Source organism: Nonomuraea montanisoli, assembly GCF_013363975.1.
GTDB lineage: Bacteria > Actinomycetota > Actinomycetes > Streptosporangiales > Streptosporangiaceae > Nonomuraea > Nonomuraea montanisoli.
Genome location: NZ_JABWGN010000002.1, coordinates 162,222 through 180,034, shown reverse-complemented (window position 1 = coordinate 180,034; position 17,813 = coordinate 162,222). Strand labels below are relative to the sequence as shown.

Sequence of the window (17,813 nt, the reverse complement as noted above, 5' to 3'; positions counted from 1 at the left end):
AGGGAACGCTCACGCCCGCCCCACGGCATGCCATGGCGCGGTCACGAAAACACAAGGTGTGGTGAACTACATCGGTGTAAGTACTAGATGTTGTGGTCCAACCGTAGAAGCGCGAGACCATGAACGCAAGTTGAGCCACACCCGTCTCAAGGAAGCCGCTGATCAGGGCCGCATGTTCCCGGCCCGCGCGGCGTGTCGCCCCTTTCCGGCCACCTACGCCCCAAAGAACTGCCCTGTGGACGGAGACAACACCTTTCACGCGCCTCAAAACCTACGCCCTCGGCCAGGCCACCTGGACCAGGGCGGACGGGGCGGCGAAGGGTGCGGGCGGGGGCGCGGCGAGGGCGATGACACGGCCACGCCGAGCAAGGACTGGACCTGCCGCGCCCCCGTTCGAGTCGAACCGCTCAGGCGACCCCCATCACCGCCTACGACCTCTGGATCGGCCGTCTCAGGCGGCGGCGAGGGGGAGCCATCAAGCCCGGAGTGGCGTGCGCCGCACCAGAAGCGAACCGGCGGGCGAGCACCGACCGGCGGATCGCACGACGCGAGACCTGCATCGCACGGGGTGAGGGGCTGAGGAGCCGAGGCACCAGGAGTTGATGCCACGGCACGACTGGCGGCAGAGCGCGGGACTACGGCGACACGGGCAGGAGCCGTGAGGTTGGGGCCGTGGCGGCGTGCGCAGGAGCCATGCCGTTGGGGGCCACAGCGACGGCGGGCGCAGTGGACGCGCCGTTGGGGACCACACCGGCGGCGTGCACAGGAGCCGTGCCGCCAAGGGACGCGCCGCCGGGGATCACGGCGACGTGCACAGACGACGCGACGCCAGCGGCCGTGGCAGCCTGCGCAGGAGACGTGACCCCAGGGGTCGTGGCGGCTTGGGCGGCCGTCCTGGTTCCGAGCCAGAAGCCGCACAGGGACAGCAGCATGGCCACCAGCACCATGATCGCGACGCGCCCACGACGCGTCAGCCGCACCGGCGCCGCCTTCCGCTGACCGGTACCCCTGCCGGTATCCCTGCCGCGCCCCACCCGCACGGGAGGCACCCGCACGGGAGCCACCCCCCGCACGCGCTCCGGCCGCATGGCCCTCCTCCGCACGACCCCAGCCCGAAAGGCATCACTCCCGCCCCTCCGCCCAGCGCCGGTCGGCAGGGCATCCGTCCCACCCTTTCGCTCAGCGCCGCCCCGAAGGGCGACCGCCCCACCCTTCCGCCCAGCCCCGCCCCGGAAGGCGTCCGCCCCACCTCTGCGCACGCCCCCGGCCCGATTGGAGTCCGTCCGCTCAGCTCTCCGTACGGAACCGGTGGGATCCGTCCACTCGCCTCTCTCCAGAGCCCCGCCCCGAAGGCGGGTGGTCCGCTCACCCCTCCCCGCGATCCTGGCGAGATCCGTTCCCTCCACCTTCCTCCTGGGGCCGGCGGGATCCGCCCGCTCGTCCTTCCGCCGGAAGACCCCGATCCGGGCCAGTCCCCTTCGCCCGCCCTGTACTCGAACAGACGCGTCGCGCGCGGCCCCCCGCCCTCGTAGCTCGTCGCGCATGGGCTCCGGCCCCTGCACGAGCCCTCGCACCGCCGCCAGCCGACCGCCTCGCTCCCGCACCACCTCCCGAGGACCGCCTCGTCCCCGCACCACCTCCCGGGAACCGCCTCGCTCCCGCACCACCTCCCGAGGACCGCCTCGCTCCCGCACCGCCTCCCGGGAACCGCCTCGCTCGCGCGTCGCCGCTTCACGCACGGCCGTACGTCCCCGCAGCGGCTTTCGGACGGCCTCGCGCCCCTGCGCCGGCTCGTCCTCAGCCCCGCGTCGACGCAGAGCTTCCCGCTGCCCCCTTCGCCCTTGGACGAGCCCGGAAGAGGCCACCGCAGGCACGGCAAGGCTCTTGGCGGCCGCAGCCGCCATCGGCGCGGCACCGCCCTCGCCGGCCCCGCCCCTCATCCCCCGCCCACGACTCCAGGCCGGTCCGCCCTTCCTCGCCGGGCCACCCTCCGGGAGCTCGATGTCCTCCGCCTCCGGTCTGGGCGGTGGCACGAGCCACAGCTGGGGTCTTCCTCCCGCGACAGGGGCCCGCCCCGACCCACGGCGGACCGCTCTCATCTCGGCGTCCGAAGACACCTCGTCCCTACGCGAGCCGTCCTCCCGCATCTGAACCCACCCCTCGAAGTAAAACCCGCGATCCGCCCGGCCACGCGCCGAGTCCGATCACCCCAACCGGCGCGACCCCCCGGCCCGCCCTCCACACGTGACGCGATCGGTCGAACCGCCCCACATCAAGCAATCCACCGACATGACCTGCATGACCTGTCGGCTTCTCGTCTCCTCCAGCCGAGCGCCGGCCGCGCCTCCATGACGGACGTCACGGGCCGCACAGCCACCCATCGCGCCACCGTTCGGCCCCACCGCTGCTCGTCCAGCCGTCGCTCGTCCGGTCGTACGCGGAACGACCCTCCGTGAAGCGACCGGCCCTCGTGAGCCCCTCGCTCCCCGTAACCCCGGGGCGTCCGGCTGCGACGCTCTCGCTCCCGGGGCGGTCGTTCGGGCGATGCGGCCCATGGCGCGATGCCGTTCAGACCGTGAATTGGCGTCTAAACCAGTACGAGCGCGAATACTGAACGCTTTGCACCCATCCGCGACATCTTCATCGTCCACACCAACGTTCTTGATCGCCTTTGTACGTCCCGCCGCCACGCCCGGGCGCCGGGCGTCGTCGCTGGTCATGTCCGCAACCGTCGTGGTGTGCACGATTGACCTCCCGCGCCGTCCCGGGTCCGAGAAAATGACCCCATTAAGATCAGCAAATCGAACACGATGTCGATCGAACTCCCGTACGATGTTGTACACCACGGCACTGATAATTTCGAGGACGACTCGAACAATTGTTTGAAGATGATCTTCAACAGCGATACGGTCGCTGTGTGCGACATGGAGACCACGGACCGGGAGGACGTGCCGGAGCGGCAGGCCCCCGGGCGAGGAGGAGAGCATGAGCGAGCGAGATGACGCAAACGGGGTCACCGACCTCGCGGTGCGCCGGCGCGACTCCCTGGGCCTGACGCCCAGGCAGCGCAAGATTCTCGAGGTGATCCGCGACTCGGTGCAACAGCGCGGATATCCGCCGTCCATGCGCGAGATCGGCGAGGCCGTGCAGCTCACCAGCACGTCCAGCGTGTCGCACCAGTTGACGGCGTTGCAGCGCAAGGGCTATCTCAGGCGCGATCCGCACCGTCCGCGCGCCCTGGAGGTGCGCCTGCCGGGCGAGCCCGCGCTCTGGGTCGACCCCGACGCCTCCTCCACGGTGGAGCCCACCGTGAGCAGGCCCACGGCCGCCTACGTGCCGCTGGTCGGCCGGATCGCCGCCGGTGGGCCGATCCTCGCCGAGGAGAGCGTCGAGGACGTCTTCGCGCTGCCCAAGCAGCTCGTCGGCGAGGGCACCCTGTTCCTCCTCCAGGTCGCCGGTGACTCCATGATCGAGGCCGCCATCGCCGACGGCGACTGGGTGGTCGTCCGCCAGCAGCCCGTCGCCGAGAGCGGCGACATCGTGGCCGCGATGATCGACGGTGAGGCCACGGTCAAGACCTTCAAGCGCAAGGACGGGCACGTCTGGCTCGTCCCCCACAACCCCAACTACGACCCGATCCCCGGCGACGAGGCCAGCGTCCTGGGCAAGGTCGTGGCGGTGCTCCGCCGCCTCTGACACGTCCCGCCGGCGACGGCTCCCCTGGGCACGTCCTCGGGGGGCCGCGTCGGCTTCGCCACCGAGCCGGCCGTCCTCCTCACCGGCTCTTCGATGTCCCCACTGGTGCACGGCCGCGTCGTTCGTGCTCAGGTGCACGGGCACGCCATGTGCGCCGCCAGCCAGTGCTCGGGGATGCCGTCTGCGCAGTCAGTGCATCGCATGCCTTCTGCGGGACATCTTCTGCATGCGGGGCGCGTGCGATGTACCGGGAGGGGCTCTCCACCGTGCGGGGTCTTCCATCGTGCGGACTGTTCCAGCGGGCGGGACCTCCATCGTGCGCAGCCCTCCACCCTGCAGACCCTTCCGTCGCGCGGTGCTTTCGCCGCGCGTTGTCACCGCACGCCCTGCCCCCCTCCCGCCTTGTCATCTCACCCCTGCCACGTCATGCCCTGGCGCAGGGGCGGGGGGGACGACGTTTCTCGCTCACAGGCGTGTGCCGCGCCCCAACGCCACAGAGCACGCCTCCCATCAGCACCGCGAGGACGGCAGCCGCCGTTGCGTCTGGGCTCAAGCAGGCCAGACGCGAAGGCCCATGCCGGTGGCGGCATGGGTCGCCGACGGCACGACCAGCGCCGACGGCATGACCGGCACGGAGGCGAGGAGCAGGGTGAGGGCGGCTGATCGAGCGATCACGCCGGCACCCCGGCGGGTTCGGTCAGGCGGGCGCGCAGGAGCGTGGCGACAGGTTCGCCGAGGCCCAGGTACGGCGCGGCACCGCCGTACCGGTCACGCAGGTGAGCCAGTGTCCGCAGCATGGTCGCCTCGGTGACCTGGGCGGACAGGCGGCGCGCGTGGTCCTCCGTGCCGGGCCGCAGGCAGGAGGCGGTGAGCGCGTAGTCGCGGGCGATCTGCTCGTCCGGGACCCCGGCCACGGTCAGCGCCAGGGCGACGACGAGTCCCGTGCGGTCGCGGCCGGAGTGACAGTGCACGAGCACCCCGCCGGGCGGCGCCAGGGCGATCGCGGTGATGGCCCCGGCCATGCGATCGGCGCCGCGATCGAGGATCGCCTGGTAGATGGCAGGCATCGTGTCGGCGATCGCTTCCAGGACGTCGTCCTCGTCGCGCAGGACGGACAGGTTGCGGTAGGCCGGATGGCCGGCCAGCGGGCTGGGGTCGGCCGCGCACTCGCCGGCCAGGCGCAGATCGAGGACGAGCCGCACGTCGTGCCCCAGCAGGGCGTCGACGCTGTCCGGTCGCGGCCGGTCGGAACGGATCAGCGCACCCTTCCGGATCCGGCCGCCCCAGGTGGTGGGCAGGCCGCCCAGGTCGCGGGCGTTGTGACATCCGGGCCAGGAGAGAGCGGTCATCGCGCGGTACGGGAGGTCGGCGGCATGGGGTCCTCTCGCTATATGAAGGTCTCCTTCATTAGTAGCATCGGGATCTCCCGTCGATCAATGCCTCTCCCGGAGACTCTCCCGAACCGTCCGAACGCGGAAACCTACAATGACCCCGTGGACTACGCATTGAGCCCAGATGACTTTAAATCCCGAAACGATGGGTTGAAGTGGGCCAAGGCTGCCCCAGGCGTGATCCCCGCCTGGGTCGCCGACATGGACCTCCCCACGGCCACCGCCGTGGTCGAGGCCCTCAAGCGGCGCGCCGAAGGCGACCTCGGTTACCCGACCTGGCTCGACGACTACGGCTGCGGCGCCCTGGCCGAGGCGTTCGCGGAGCGCATGGCCGGCCGGTACTCCTGGAGTCCCGACCCCGGCCACGTGCGCACCTTCAGCGACATCAACCAGGCCCTCCAGGTGCTCCTCCACCTGGCCACCAGGCCGGGCGACGGGGTGGCGCTGCACACCCCCGCCTACCATCCGTTCCTCGGCACGCTGAAGGTCATGAACCGGCCACTGCGGCCCATCCGGCTCGTCCCCGACGAGGGCGACTCGTGGCGGTACGAGCTGCCCGACCTGTCCGGATGCCGCGTGCTGCTGCTCGTCAACCCGCAGAACCCGACCGGCCGCGTCTTCACCCGGCAGGAGCTGGAGGAGCTGGCCGAGCACGTCGAGCGGCACGATCTGCTGGTCATCTCCGACGAGATCCACGCCGACCTGGCGTACGCCCCGAACCAGCACATCCCCTTCGCGACGATCCTGCCGGAGCGCACGGTCACGCTCACGTCCGCGACCAAGGCGTTCAACCTGGGCGGCATCCGCTGCTCGGTCGCCCACGTCGGCTCCCCCGCCGTTCGTGCGGCGCTCGCCGCCGAGCCGCCCTTCGTGTACGGCTCGGCGCACGTGTTCGGCGTGGAGGCCACGATCGCCGCGTGGCGGGACGGGGACGCCTGGCTGGAGGAGACCCGGGCCCTGCTCGACCGCAACCGCAAGACCATCGCCGCCCGCCTGCCCGAAGGGGTCGGCTACCGCGTGCCCCAGGCGACGTACCTGGCGTGGCTCGACTACGGCCGGCCCGGCATGGCGCAGGTGCTGGAGCGGGAGGCGAAGGTCCTGTTGAACGACGGCGCGGCGTTCGGCCCGGGCGGGGAGAACCACGTCCGGCTGAACTTCGCCACCACCGAGCCGGTCCTGGGCGAGATCCTGGACCGGATCCGGCAGGCCGGTTGAGGGTCCCGGCCGGCGCGCCGCCGGGCGCCGGCCGGGACCACGCCAAGGCCCTCGGGCACCGGCCGGGTCAGGCGAAGAAGGTCAGGACCCCAGCGGCGGGAGGGGCGGCGGGGTGGCGGCCGGGCGCTCCTCCAGGGCGGCCAGCGCCAGCTCCACCGCCTTCTCCAGCTGCGGGTCCCGTCCCGCCACCCGGTCCTGCGGCGTCATCACCACCTCCACGTCCGGGTCCACGCCGTGGTTCTCCACGCCCCAGCCCGGCCCCTCCAGCCAGAACGAGTACCGGGGCTGGGTCACGACCGTCCCGTCCACCAGCGAGTACCGCGAGTCGATGCCGATCACGCCGCCCCACGTCCGGGTGCCGACGAGCGGGCCGAGACCGCGGTTCTTGATGCCGGCGCTGACGATGTCGCCGTCGGACCCGGCGAACTCGTCCGTGACCGCCACGATCGGGCCGCGCGGCGAGTCCTCGGGGTAGCGCATCGGCTCGTAGCCGCGCACGTGCGACCACCCGGTGACCCGGCGGGACAGCTTCTCCAGCACCAGCTCCGAGGTGTGGCCGCCGCCGTTCTCGCGGACGTCGACGACCAGGCCCTCGCGGGCCATCTCGGTGCGCAGGTCGCGGTGGAACTGCGCCCAGCCCGAGGCCACCATGTCCGGTACGTGCAGGTAGCCGAGCCGGCCGCCCGACACCTCGTGGACGAACGCCCGGCGTCCCTCCACCCAGTCGTGGTAGCGCAGCTGGGTCTCGTCCTCCAGCGGCGTGACGACCACGCGGCGCGTCTCGCCGCCGGAGGCGGGCCGCACGGTCAGCTCGACGGCGCGGCCGGCCGTGCCGGACAGCAGCGCGAGCGGGCCGCGCACGGGATCGACCGGGCGTCCGCCCACGGCGACGAGGGCGTCCCCGGGCCGTACGGCGACGCCGGGCGCGAGCCGCGGCGTGCGCGCGCCGTGGTCGGACGACTCGCCGGGCAGGATTCGCGCGACCCGCCAGGCGCCGTCCTCGTCCCTGTTCAGGTCGGCGCCGAGCAGGCCCTGGCGGCGGCGCGGGTCGCCGGGCGCGGCGTTGGCGCGGGCGTAGGCGTGGGACGTGCCGAGCTCGCCCTGCACCTCCCACAGCAGGTCGATCAGCTCGGAGTAGGAGCCGAGGCGGTCCACCAGCGGCAGGTAGCGGTCGAGCATGCCCTGCCAGTCCACGCCGTTCATGTCGGCGCGCCAGAAGTGGTCGCGCATGAGCCGGCCGGCCTCCAGGTAGCCCTGGCGCCACTCGGCGACCGGGTCGAGCTGGACCGTGACCCGGTCGAGGTCGATGGTGACGACCTCGTCGCCCTCGGCGGCGGAGCGGGTCTGCAGGCCGTTCTTGCCGTTGATGACGAGCCGGGTGCCGTCGCCGCTCACCTCGAAGGTCCGCACCTCGGCGCCGAGTTCGGCCTTGGCGCGCTTCTTGAGGTCGTAGCGTTCGAGGACGACCTCACCCGCCCGCTCGGTGCCGTCGCCGAGCTGGCCGGTGAGGGGGTGGCGCAGCCAGAGCAGGGCGTCCTTGGCGGCGCGCAGGTTGCCGTAGCGGCCGGCGGGAACCGGCACGGGCACGACGCGCGAGCCCAGCCCCTCGGGGTCCACCTCGGTGCGCGGGGGCGTGTCGTCCTTGGCGTCGTCGTGGGCGGGCTTTTCGTCCTCGCCGTTGAAGCCGCGGCCCTGCAGGCTCGGGTCGAACGGCGAGGGGGTGGTGGCGCGCAGGGGCACGATGTACGGCCGGCAGCCGACGGGGAACGACAGGTCGAACACGTGCGCGTCGTACACCGGGTCGAACGTGCGCACCGACAGGAACGCCAGGTGCTTGCCGTCCTTGGTGAAGACCGGGTCGAAGTCGGCGAAGCGCAGCGGTGTCACGTCGATGACGGACGTGCCGTCGAGGCGGCCCATCCTGATGCGCGACAGCGGCTCGTGGTGCGGATGGACCCAGGCCAGCCACGCCGAGTCGGGCGAGAAGGTCAGCCCGCTGATGTCGCCGTACGCCGTGCGGTCGAGCTCCCTCAGCGCCCCGGTCTCGACGTCGACCACCAGCAGGCGCCCGTCGTGGGTGGCCACGGCCACGTGCTTGCCGTCGGGGGCGGCGGTCAGGGCCAGCACCCGGCCCAGCTCCCCCGCGGCCAGCGTGCGGATCTCGCCGCCGGGCGTGCCGACCTCCAGGCCGTCCTCGCCGGTGGCGTCCGAGACCCAGACCGCCCTGCCGCCGTCGCCGAGCACGCGCGGCAGCCGGACCCGCACGCCGGGCTGCACGCGCAGCGCGCCGGCCGGACCGTCGCGGTGGGTGACCCAGTGGGCGGTGCCGCGCAGCTCGACGGCGCTGGCGCGGCCGGTGGCGTCGGGCGAGAAGGCGCCGACGCGGGCGGGCGCCGGTCGCGGAGCGCGGGCCGGGCGCGGCCCGCTGAGCCTGATGTCCAGCCGGTACGGCTCGGCGTCGAGGCCGTCGAGCAGCCACAGGTCGCCGGCGTGCGCGTAGACGACCCGGCGGCCGTCGGTGGCGGCGTGCCGGGCGTAGAACTCGGTGTGCGCGGTGTGCCGGCGCAGGTCGGAGCCGTCGGGCAGGGAGGAGTAGAGGTTGCCCGTGCCGTCGGTGTCGGCGAGGAAGGCGAGGCGGTCGCCGACCCACATGACCGACCAGTACTGGGCGTCGCTGTCGGCGAACAGCCGGGCGAACTCGCCGTCGCCGTCGGCGTCCACCCAGATCTTGCCCGCGGTGCCGCCGCGGTAGCGCTTCCAGTGCGACGGCTCGCGCCACATGGACGACACGGTCGCCACCCTGCCACCCGTGGTGCCGGGACCCGCGCCGTCGCCGAGGGCGACCTCGCTCACCCATCCGTACGGCAGGCGGGTGGCCGGGCCGCCGTCGAGCGGCACCGCGTACGCCCAGGTGCGGCTGCGCCCGCCCTCGCCGGCGGCGGTGACCGCGAGCACGTCGCCACCGGCGCTCCACCCTCGCGTCCCGGTCATGGCGTTGCCCCAGTGCGTCAGCCGGTCGCCCTGCGGGCCGTCGACCTCCGCGGCGAACACCTCGGGCGCCCCCTCCCGGTGGCTGGTCCACGCGATGCGGGCGCCGTCGGGCGAGAACCTCGGGAAGGAGACGGGTGCGCGGTCGGCGGTGAACCGCCACGCCCTGCCGCCCGTCACGGGTGCCAGCCACAGGTCGTCGTCGGCGACGAAGGTGACCAGGTCACCCCACAGATGCGGATATCTCAGGTATGCGCCAGTTGTCACAGGTGAACACTAGTGCCGCCGATCCACGCGCCGAGAAGAATTTCCCGCTCGGCGTCATGAGCGGGCGGTTCCGGTGAAAGTCCTGGCCAAGAGGACCGCCAAGGCGGATGCCGGCCACCCCCGAGGGCAGGAATGGGACTTCAGCCGACAAACTTCGCAATTCTCCACGGTGAGGAACCATGAGACTCTTGCCCAAGGTCCACCAGCTCCCGGCCCGCCTGGCCGCCGGCACGGTCATCCTCAACTCCGGGCTCGACCTGACCGGCGCCGATCCCGGGACGGCCGCGGGGGTCCACGGCATGGCCTCCGGGACGTACCCCTTCCTCGGCGAGCAGGACCCGGTGGCGTTCGTGAAGCTGCTGTCGAAGGCGGAGATCGCGGTGGGCGCCGCCCTGCTGGTGCCGGTGGTCCCCTCGCTGGTGGCGGGCGCGGCGCTGACCGCCTTCGCCGGCGGCCTCATCGGCCTGTACCTCAGGACCCCGGGCATGCGCCGCGAGGGCAGCCTGCGGCCCTCGCAGGAGGGCATCGGGCTGGTCAAGGACGTCTGGCTGCTCGGCATCGGGCTCAGCCTGGTGACGGAGGAGCTTCTCGACCGGCCCGTACGCCGAGGGATCTCCGCTCTCATGAGCTAACCGCACGACCCCGGGGGTAGCGGGCACATCATGGTACAAATCGGATACACCCTGATGTGCGAGCAGACTCCGGCGCGCCAGCTCGTGGACGACGCGGCGAAGGCGGAGCAGGTCGGCTTCGACTACGCCGTCATCTCCGATCACTACTTCCCCTGGCTGGAGGCGCAGGGTCACGCCGCCTACGCCTGGTCGGTGCTGGGCGCGGTGGCGCACGCCACCGAGCGGCTCCCGCTGATGACGTACGTGACCTGCCCGATCATGCGCTATCACCCGGCCGTGGTCGCGCAGAAGGCCGCCACCATGGGCGTGCTCAGCGACGGGCGCTTCACGCTCGGCCTCGGCTCGGGCGAGAACCTCAACGAGCACGTCATCGGCGAGGGCTGGCCGTCCGCCGACCGGCGGCACCGAATGTTCCGCGAGGCCGTCACCATCATCACCGAGCTGTTCGGCGGCCAGTACGTCACCTACGACGGCGAGTTCTACGACGTCGACTCGGCCAAGCTGTACGACGTGCCGGAGCAGCCGGTGCCCATCGGCATCGCCGCCTCGGGCGGGCGCTCGGCCGCCATCGCGGCGGAGTACGGCAATCTGCTGATCGTCAACGAGCCGATGCCGGAGGTCGTCGGGCAGTTCGTCCAGGCGGGCGGGGCGGACAAGCCGGTGTACGGCCAGCTCGCCCTGGCGTACGACACGGACGCCGAGAAGGCCAAGGAGCGCGCCCACCGGCTGTGGCGCTGGTCGGCGGCCGGCTGGAAGGTCATGGCGGAGCTGCCGGGGCCGGTGAACTTCGAGGCGTACTCCCAGTTCGTCACGCCCGACGACGTGGCCTCCAGCGTGCCGTGCGGCGGGGACGTCGAGGCCGTGGTGGAGGCGGTCAAGAAGTACACGGACGCCGGGTACACGCACGTCGCGCTGGTGCAGATCGGGCACGACCAGCAGGAGCCGTTCTTCCGGTGGGCCGAGCAGGAGCTGCTGCCGGCCCTGCGCGCCCTCTGACCCCCGCGGTCCGCGCCCCGCGGCTCGTGACGAGGTCCGCAGCATCGTCGCACGCGGGCGGCTCCCGGCAAGGAAACGGCCTCGTGACCACAGCAGTGGTCACGAGGCCGTCGCCGATCGATCCGTCCGGTCAGGGGACGATGTTGACCAGCTTGGGCGCGCGGACGATGACCTTGCGGGGCTCGCCGTCCAGGTAGGCGCGGACCTTGTCGGAGCCCAGCGCCAGCCCGCGCAGCTCGTCCTCGGAGATCGAGGGCGAGACCTCCAGGCGGTCGCGGACCTTGCCGGCCACCTGGACGACGCAGGTCACGGAGTCCTGCACCAGCAGCGCGGGCTCGGCGACCGGCCAGCCGGCCAGCGCGACCGTCGAGCCGGTGTGGCCCAGCCGCTCCCAGCCCTCCTCGGCGGTGTAGGGGGCGACCAGCGACAGCATCACGGCCAGCGCCTCGGCCGCCTCGCGCACCGCCGGGTCGGCCGCGCCGGGGCCGGAGTCGATGGCCTTGCGGGCCGCCGACGTCAGCTCCATCAGCCGCGCCACCGCCACGTTGAAGCGGTGGGACTCGACCAGCTTGGTGACCTCGTCGATGGTGCGGTGGGTGAACTTGCGCAGCTCCAGGTCGCCGGCCTCGAAGGAGACGCCGGGCTCGCCGGCCACGTCGTCCATCACGCGGAAGGCGCGGGCCAGGAACTTCTGCGACGCGGCCGGCGAGACGTCGGCCCAGTCGATGTCGTCCTCCGGCGGGCCGGCGAACACCATGGTCAGGCGGACCGCGTCGACTCCGTACTCGTCGATCTGCTGGCCCAGGTCGACGCCGTTGCCCAGGGACTTGGACATCGCCTTGCCGCCGTTGATCACCTGGCCCTGGTTCAGCAGGCGCAGGAACGGCTCGGTGAAGTCGACCATGCCCATGTCGTGCAGGACCTTGGTGAAGAAGCGGGAGTACAGCAGGTGCAGCACCGCGTGCTCCACACCGCCGACGTACTGGTCGATCGGGCCCCACTTGCGGACCTGCTCGACGTCGAACGGGCCGTCGGTGTAGTCCGGCGAGCAGTAGCGCAGGTAGTACCACGACGAGTCGACGAAGGTGTCCATCGTGTCGGTGTCGCGCATGGCGCGGCCGCCGCACTTGGGGCACTCGACGTTGACCCAGTCGGTGGCGCTGGCCAGCGGGGAGACGCCCTTGGGGGCCAGCGCCTCGCCACGCAGGTCGGGCAGCGTGACCGGCAGCTGGTCGTCGGGGACGGGGACCTCGCCGCAGTCCAGGCAGTGGATGATCGGGATCGGGGTGCCCCAGAACCGCTGGCGCGACAGCAGCCAGTCGCGCAGCCGGAAGTTCACCGAGGCCTCGCCCCTGCCCTGGGTGCGCAGGATGTCGATGATCTTCGCGATGGCCTCGGCCTTGCTCAGACCGTCCAGCGGACCGGAGTTGACCAGGCTGCCCTCGCCCGGCGTGGCCTCGCCGGTCTCGCCCGGGTCGGCCAGACCGGTGTGGACGACGACCTTGACCGGCAGCCCGAACTTCAGCGCGAAGTCCAGGTCGCGCTGGTCGTGGGCGGGCACGGCCATGATGGCGCCGTGGCCGTAGTCGGACAGCACGTAGTCGGCCGCCCAGACCGGGATGCGCTCGCCGTTGACCGGGTTGATCGCGTGGCGGCCCAGGAAGACGCCGGTCTTCTCCTTGTCGGTGGACAGCCGCTCGATGTCGCTCAGCTTGGCGACCTCGGCGCGGTAGGCCTCGAACTCCTCGCGCCGGTCGTCGGTGACGATCTCGTCGGCCAGCGCCGCGTCCACGGCCACCACGAAGAACGTCGCGCCGAACAGCGTGTCGGGGCGGGTGGTGTAGACGTGGACCGGCTCCTCGCGCCCCTCGATCTCGAACAGCACGTCGGCACCCTCGGAGCGGCCGATCCAGTTGCGCTGCATGGTCAGCACGCGCTCGGGCCAGCCGCCCTCCAGCTGCTCCATGTCCTTCAGCAGCCGCTCGGCGTAGTCAGTGATCTTGAAGTACCACTGCGTCAGCTCGCGGCGGACGACGTCGGCGCCGCACCGCTCGCACTTGCCGGCCACGACCTGCTCGTTGGCCAGCACGGTCTGGTCGTTGGGGCACCAGTTGACCAGGCCGCCCTTGCGGTAGGCCAGCCCCCGCTCGAAGAAGCGGTTGAACAGCCACTGGTTCCAGCGGTAGTACTCGGGGTCGCTGGTGTGCAGGCGGCGCGACCAGTCGAAGGAGATGCCGTAGCGGCGGAAGGACGTGGCCTGCGTCTCGATGTTGGCGTAGGTCCACTCGGCCGGGTGCGCGTTGCGCTTGATCGCGGCGTTCTCGGCGGGCAGGCCGAAGGAGTCCCACCCGATGGGGTGCAGGACGTTGTAGCCGCGCTGGAACCAGTAGCGCGCGACGACGTCGCCGATGGCGAACACCTCGCCGTGGCCCATGTGCAGGTCGCCGGAGGGGTAGGGGAACATGTCGAGCATGTAGCGCCGCTCCCGGGCGTCGGCGGCGTCCTCGCCCGCCCGGAACGGGTCCAGCTCCTCCCACCGCTGCTGCCACTTGGCCTGCAGCGCCTGCGGATCGTACTCACTCACGGCGAATGTCCTTCTGCCTCGACTCGGACCCATAAGAAAACCCCCCGTGCGCAGGACGAGGGGCAGCCGCGACGGCGAGAGCTCAGGGCCGTCGCGGCCCGCTAAGAAGCAGGGTCGCGGAACGCATAGGTCAAGCCTAGCGCACCTCATCAGGACTTTGCCGATACTCGACGGTGGCCATCGGGCGCAAGTGGCGTTTCCCGCCAGTTCTTCGCCTTAAGAGACCCGATGGTGATGTATCCGTTGTGACCTCATATGTCCCATTAGACTACCCTCGACCCCGTGGTACACCCCGTCGAGCCCCAGTGGTCCCTGGCCGGCCTGCCCATGCAGGATCCGCCCACGGATCCGCATGGCTTCACGCGTTTCGCTGCGGAACCCACCAACTCTCCTGGAAAATCCCATGAGATCATGTCCGACGCGCCAAAAGCGGACATAACACCACCAGGAGGTACGGGAGCCATGGCAACGGATCATTCCGGAGCACAGCACCTGCCACCTTCCTGGCCCGAGGTGCCGCCCCGGGACGGTTCCGCGCACGGGGATTCCCGGCAGCCCTCGCCTGCCCGCCGCGGCTCGTCCGCCGGTCGCTCCGCCCAGCCTTCCTCGTCGTCCTGGCCGGACGCGGGCCCCTCCTCCGCGTGGCCGGACCCGGTCCCGCCGTCCGGAGGCACGTCCCCCTCCACCCCGTGGCCCGACCCGGTCCCGCCGTCCGGGGGCACGTCTCCCTCCACCCCGTGGCCGGACGCGGGCTCCGCGTCGAACGGCTGGCCGGACGCGGGCACGGCGTCGAACATGTCATGGCCCGACGTGTCGGTCGCCTCGAACGCGTCCTGGCCGGAGACCCCGCGCCAGGACGGCCGGGACGCCCACGGCGGCGCCCCGGACCACCACCGGAACGGCATGGACGGCCCCGGCATGGACGGACGTATGGGCGATCGCGGCATGGACGGGCGCGGCATGGACGGTCGCGGTTCGGGGCGTCGCGGTGAGGGAGCGGGACGCCACGGCGACGGGACGGACGGCGGCGCGCGGGACGGCTCCCGTGAGCCCGGCCGCCGCGACCCCGTGCCCGCCTGGCAGGACGCCTCCAGCGTCTCCGCGCCCTCCTCGCCGTCCGACGCCTGGTCCAACCTCAGCTCCCCGGCCCCGTGGCCGCCCGCCGACGGCGGGCAGGTGCGCGCGTCGGCCGCGGCCGCCATGGACCGCACGATCACGTACGGCCGCGGCACACCTCTGAACGACCACGCCGTCCCCCAGGGCGGAGGCGCGCCTTCGAACGAGCACGCCGTCCCGCCGGGCGCGGGCATGCCGCCGCACGACCGCGCCGTCCCGCTGGGCGCGCCCGCGGCCGGGCTCGACGACCGCGCCACGCCGCAGGGACACCAGGGCCCGCAGGGACACCCGGGGGGCCCGCAGGGACCTCACGGCGGCGGCCCCGTGGACGAACTGGTCGCCTCCCAGGGACGCGACCGCGCGCGGCCGGCCGGCGAACGCCCCGGCCCCGGGCACCCCGCCCCCACGCACCCCGGCGGCCACCCGCCGGCGGGCCCCGGCCAGACCGGGCACGCCCAGCACGCCCCGGGCCAGGCGCCCGCCGACGACCAGCACCCCGGCAACCCCGGGTTCCCGGGCCAGCAGGGCCGGCCGGACGGCCAGCCACGTCCCGGCTCGAACCTGAGCCGTGACCCGTCCGACCCCGACCGCCCGTTCGTGACGGCCGGCCAGATCAGCGGCTCCCGCACGCCTCCCCCGCAGCGGCAGCAGGAGCTCTGGGACAACGTCTTCGGCGAGGACTACGACCCCATGAGCGAGCCCGAGTCCCTCGACGAGCCGGGCAAGCCGATCTGGATCTACGCCCTGGCCGGTTCGGTGTCGATCGCGCTCGTGGGCGCCCTGCTGTGGGCGTTCCTCGCGGGCCCGCTGGCGCCCGGCTCCGGCAAGGAGGCGGCCGCCGCGCAGACCTCGGCCCCGCCGTCCACCACGCCGCCGCCCAAGAACACCAGGCAGTCCACCTCGATCGGCCGCCTGCCGCGCTACCCGGGCAAGGCCGCCCCGGTGCTCGGCGCGGTGACCGACACCGAGGCCGGCATCAGCGTCCCGCGGCTCGGCGGCACGTGGCAGCTCGACCAGCGCGCCACCGTCCACGGCACGTACGGCTTCGCCACCCGCCAGTACGTCAAGACGGGCCCCGAGACCTATGCCCAGATCATGACCGGCCCCCTGCCGCAGACCATGGCCTCGTCCTTCACCTCGGACAAGGACCTGGAGCCGGTCATCAAGGCGGTCGTGGTGGACGCCCGCAAGGACTTCTTCCCGAAGGGCAACACGGTCCGCAAGATCGCCCAGCAGCCGCTCAAGATCGGGAACTCCACGGGCCGCCTGATCGCCTACTCGCTCACCTCGCCCACGGAGAAGGCCACGATCGCCGTGATCGCCGTGAATTCCGGCAAGGACGTCCCGTCGATCGTCTACATGTCGGTCCCGGCGACGGCCAAGCAGCTCCTCCCGGACGTCAACACGGTGGTCAGGCAGCTCAAGGTCCTCGGCCGGTAGCCGCGAGCGCGGCTACCGGCCGGGGCCGGGCTTCAGAACGTGCACTCCATGTGCTTGATCCCGTTGATGAAGTTGCTGTGCAGCCGGTCCGGCGCGCCGCCCTCGATGGTGGGGACGCGGCGCAGCAGCTCGCGGAACATCAGCGTGATCTCCCGCCGGGCCAGGTGCGCCCCGAGGCAGAAGTGGGGGCCCGGGCCGCCGAAGCCGACGTGCGGGTTGGGGTCGCGGGCGATGTCGAACCGGTACGGGTCGGCGAACACCTCGGGGTCGCGGTTGGCCGCCCAGTAGAACAGCACGACCTTCATGCCCTGCGGGTAGAGGTGGCCGTTCAGCTCGAAGTCCCTGGTCACCTTGCGGCGCATGTAGTTGACCGGTGAGGCGAGCCGGACGATCTCCTCGACCGCGCCGGGGGCGCGCCCGTCGATGTCCTCCAGCCACAGGGCGCGCTGGTCGGGGTTCTTGGTGAGCAGCCGCAGGCCGTACGAGATCGCGTTGCGGGTGGTCTCGTTGCCCGCCACCACGAGCAGGATGAAGAACGAGCCCAGCTCCTGCAGGGTCAGCCGTTCGCCGTCGATGTTGGCGTTGACCAGCGACGAGGTGAGGTCGTCGGTGGGGTGCTCGGCGCGGTAGGCGGCGAGGTCCTGCACGAGCTGCTGGAGCTCCATGCCGGCGGTGAGCAGGCGCTCGGCCACGCGGTCCGGTTCGCCGCTCGAGTACTCGGGGTCGAAGCCGCCGAGGATGATGTTCGAGCGGTCGAAGACGAACTGGTAGTCGCGCTCGGGGATGCCCATCATGTCGCAGATGATCTTCAATGGCAGGCGGGCGGCCACGTCCGTCACGAAGTCGCCGCCGGGCCCCTTGGCGAGCAGGTCGTCCACGATCTTCGCGGCGGCGACCTCCACGTCCGCCTCGAACTGCTTGATCATCTTGGGCGTGAACGACCGCGAGACGATGCGACGCAGGCGCGCATGGCGCGGATCGTCCATGTTGATCATCGAGCCGAAGTACTCGGTGAACTCGGCGGGCATGTCGGGGATGTTCGTCGCCCCGCCGTCGCCGGAACAGAAGATCTCGGGGTGGCGGCTGACCTCGACGATGTCGGCGTGCCGGGCCAGGGCGTAGTAGCCGGGCCCCTTCGGGGCGAAGGAGATCTCCATCTCCTCGAAGAGCGGCGGACGCTCCAGCGAACGGATCAGTTCGAACGCCCGCGCCCGCTCGGCCATGGGCCTGGCCCAGAACTCCAGGTCCGAGAGATCGAAGTCAACGGCAGTCATATGCCCATCATTCGGGCAAGTGACTACTTACGTCAATGGTCATGACGTACAGCGTACGTGTCTGTCCGTAAAGTCCGGAAAAACCTGTTCGGCAGCGCGGCCGATGATCGCTAGCATGGGCGCGTGCAGTTCTTCTTCTTCCTGCGTTAGCGACCCGCCGGCGGGTCGCGGCATGACCCACCGCCGGCGATGCGGGGCGGCCAGAGGCCGTCCC

At 71.9% G+C, this 17,813-nt stretch carries 10 protein-coding genes; 5 read left to right on the top strand and 5 right to left on the bottom strand.

What is annotated here, in order from left to right; all coding sequences use genetic code 11:
- The first annotated feature begins 2,985 nt into the window (after positions 1 to 2,985).
- Positions 2,986 to 3,696: a transcriptional repressor LexA gene (lexA, locus tag HTZ77_RS04335; protein WP_235994316.1), complete on the top strand. Its 711-nt coding sequence runs from the start codon at positions 2,986 to 2,988 to the stop codon at positions 3,694 to 3,696.
- Between the two features lie 549 nt (positions 3,697 to 4,245).
- Here lexA and HTZ77_RS47280 read toward each other — a convergent pair.
- Together HTZ77_RS47280 and HTZ77_RS04330 are read right to left on the bottom strand one after the other, a co-directional pair.
- Entirely contained in the window at positions 4,246 to 4,371 is a 126-nt protein-coding gene (locus tag HTZ77_RS47280; protein WP_268959907.1) for a hypothetical protein, read from the bottom strand.
- Complete coding sequence (locus tag HTZ77_RS04330; RefSeq protein ID WP_175588119.1) at positions 4,368 to 5,045, bottom strand: tyrosine-protein phosphatase; 678 nt, start codon at positions 5,043 to 5,045, stop codon at positions 4,368 to 4,370. Before HTZ77_RS04330 ends, HTZ77_RS47280 begins: the two co-directional genes overlap by 4 nt.
- Positions 5,046 to 5,264: 219 nt before the next feature.
- On the opposite strand from HTZ77_RS04330, the gene HTZ77_RS04325 reads away from it, so the two are divergent.
- Entirely contained in the window at positions 5,265 to 6,302 is a 1,038-nt protein-coding gene (locus HTZ77_RS04325) for a MalY/PatB family protein (RefSeq protein ID WP_328808408.1), read from the top strand.
- 81 nt (positions 6,303 to 6,383) lie between these two features.
- On the opposite strand, the gene HTZ77_RS04320 is transcribed toward HTZ77_RS04325, so the two are convergent.
- Positions 6,384 to 9,557: a S41 family peptidase gene (locus HTZ77_RS04320; RefSeq protein ID WP_175588118.1), complete on the bottom strand. Its 3,174-nt coding sequence runs from the start codon at positions 9,555 to 9,557 to the stop codon at positions 6,384 to 6,386.
- A gap of 179 nt (positions 9,558 to 9,736) precedes the next feature.
- Here HTZ77_RS04320 and HTZ77_RS04315 point away from each other — a divergent pair, with 179 nt between their 5' ends.
- Together HTZ77_RS04315 and HTZ77_RS04310 are read left to right on the top strand one after the other, a co-directional pair.
- On the top strand, positions 9,737 to 10,189 hold the full coding sequence (locus HTZ77_RS04315; protein ID WP_175588117.1) for a hypothetical protein: 453 nt from the start codon (positions 9,737 to 9,739) through the stop codon (positions 10,187 to 10,189).
- Positions 10,190 to 10,219: 30 nt separating this feature from the next.
- The gene (locus tag HTZ77_RS04310; protein WP_175588116.1) at positions 10,220 to 11,185 is read left to right on the top strand and encodes a TIGR03557 family F420-dependent LLM class oxidoreductase; all 966 of its coding nucleotides are present in this window, start codon (positions 10,220 to 10,222) and stop codon (positions 11,183 to 11,185) included.
- 130 nt (positions 11,186 to 11,315) lie between these two features.
- On the opposite strand, the gene leuS is transcribed toward HTZ77_RS04310, so the two are convergent.
- Positions 11,316 to 13,802 (bottom strand): leucine--tRNA ligase, encoded by a 2,487-nt coding sequence (leuS, locus tag HTZ77_RS04305; protein ID WP_175588115.1) that lies wholly within the window; start codon positions 13,800 to 13,802, stop codon positions 11,316 to 11,318.
- A gap of 762 nt (positions 13,803 to 14,564) precedes the next feature.
- Between leuS and HTZ77_RS04300 the strand changes: the two genes are divergently transcribed.
- Positions 14,565 to 16,325: a hypothetical protein gene (locus HTZ77_RS04300; protein ID WP_175588114.1), complete on the top strand. Its 1,761-nt coding sequence runs from the start codon at positions 14,565 to 14,567 to the stop codon at positions 16,323 to 16,325.
- 32 nt (positions 16,326 to 16,357) lie between these two features.
- Here the strand turns inward: HTZ77_RS04300 and HTZ77_RS04295 are convergent, their stop codons facing one another.
- Positions 16,358 to 17,599 carry a cytochrome P450 gene (locus tag HTZ77_RS04295; protein WP_175588113.1) on the bottom strand — a complete coding sequence of 414 codons (1,242 nt, stop codon included), beginning with the start codon at positions 17,597 to 17,599 and terminating at the stop codon, positions 16,358 to 16,360.
- Positions 17,600 to 17,813: the final 214 nt, after the last annotated feature.

Bases quoted from the DNA above. Each gene is read 5' to 3' on its own strand.
- lexA (WP_235994316.1), top strand. From the start codon at position 2,986: ATGAGCGAGCGAGATGACGCAAACGGGGTCACCGACCTCGCGGTGCGC.
- HTZ77_RS04330 (WP_175588119.1), bottom strand. From the start codon at position 5,045: ATGACCGCTCTCTCCTGGCCCGGATGTCACAACGCCCGCGACCTGGGC.
- HTZ77_RS04315 (WP_175588117.1), top strand. From the start codon at position 9,737: ATGAGACTCTTGCCCAAGGTCCACCAGCTCCCGGCCCGCCTGGCCGCC.
- HTZ77_RS04310 (WP_175588116.1), top strand. From the start codon at position 10,220: ATGGTACAAATCGGATACACCCTGATGTGCGAGCAGACTCCGGCGCGC.
- leuS (WP_175588115.1), bottom strand. From the start codon at position 13,802: ATGGGTCCGAGTCGAGGCAGAAGGACATTCGCCGTGAGTGAGTACGAT.
- HTZ77_RS04300 (WP_175588114.1), top strand. From the start codon at position 14,565: ATGTCATGGCCCGACGTGTCGGTCGCCTCGAACGCGTCCTGGCCGGAG.
- HTZ77_RS04295 (WP_175588113.1), bottom strand. From the start codon at position 17,599: ATGACTGCCGTTGACTTCGATCTCTCGGACCTGGAGTTCTGGGCCAGG.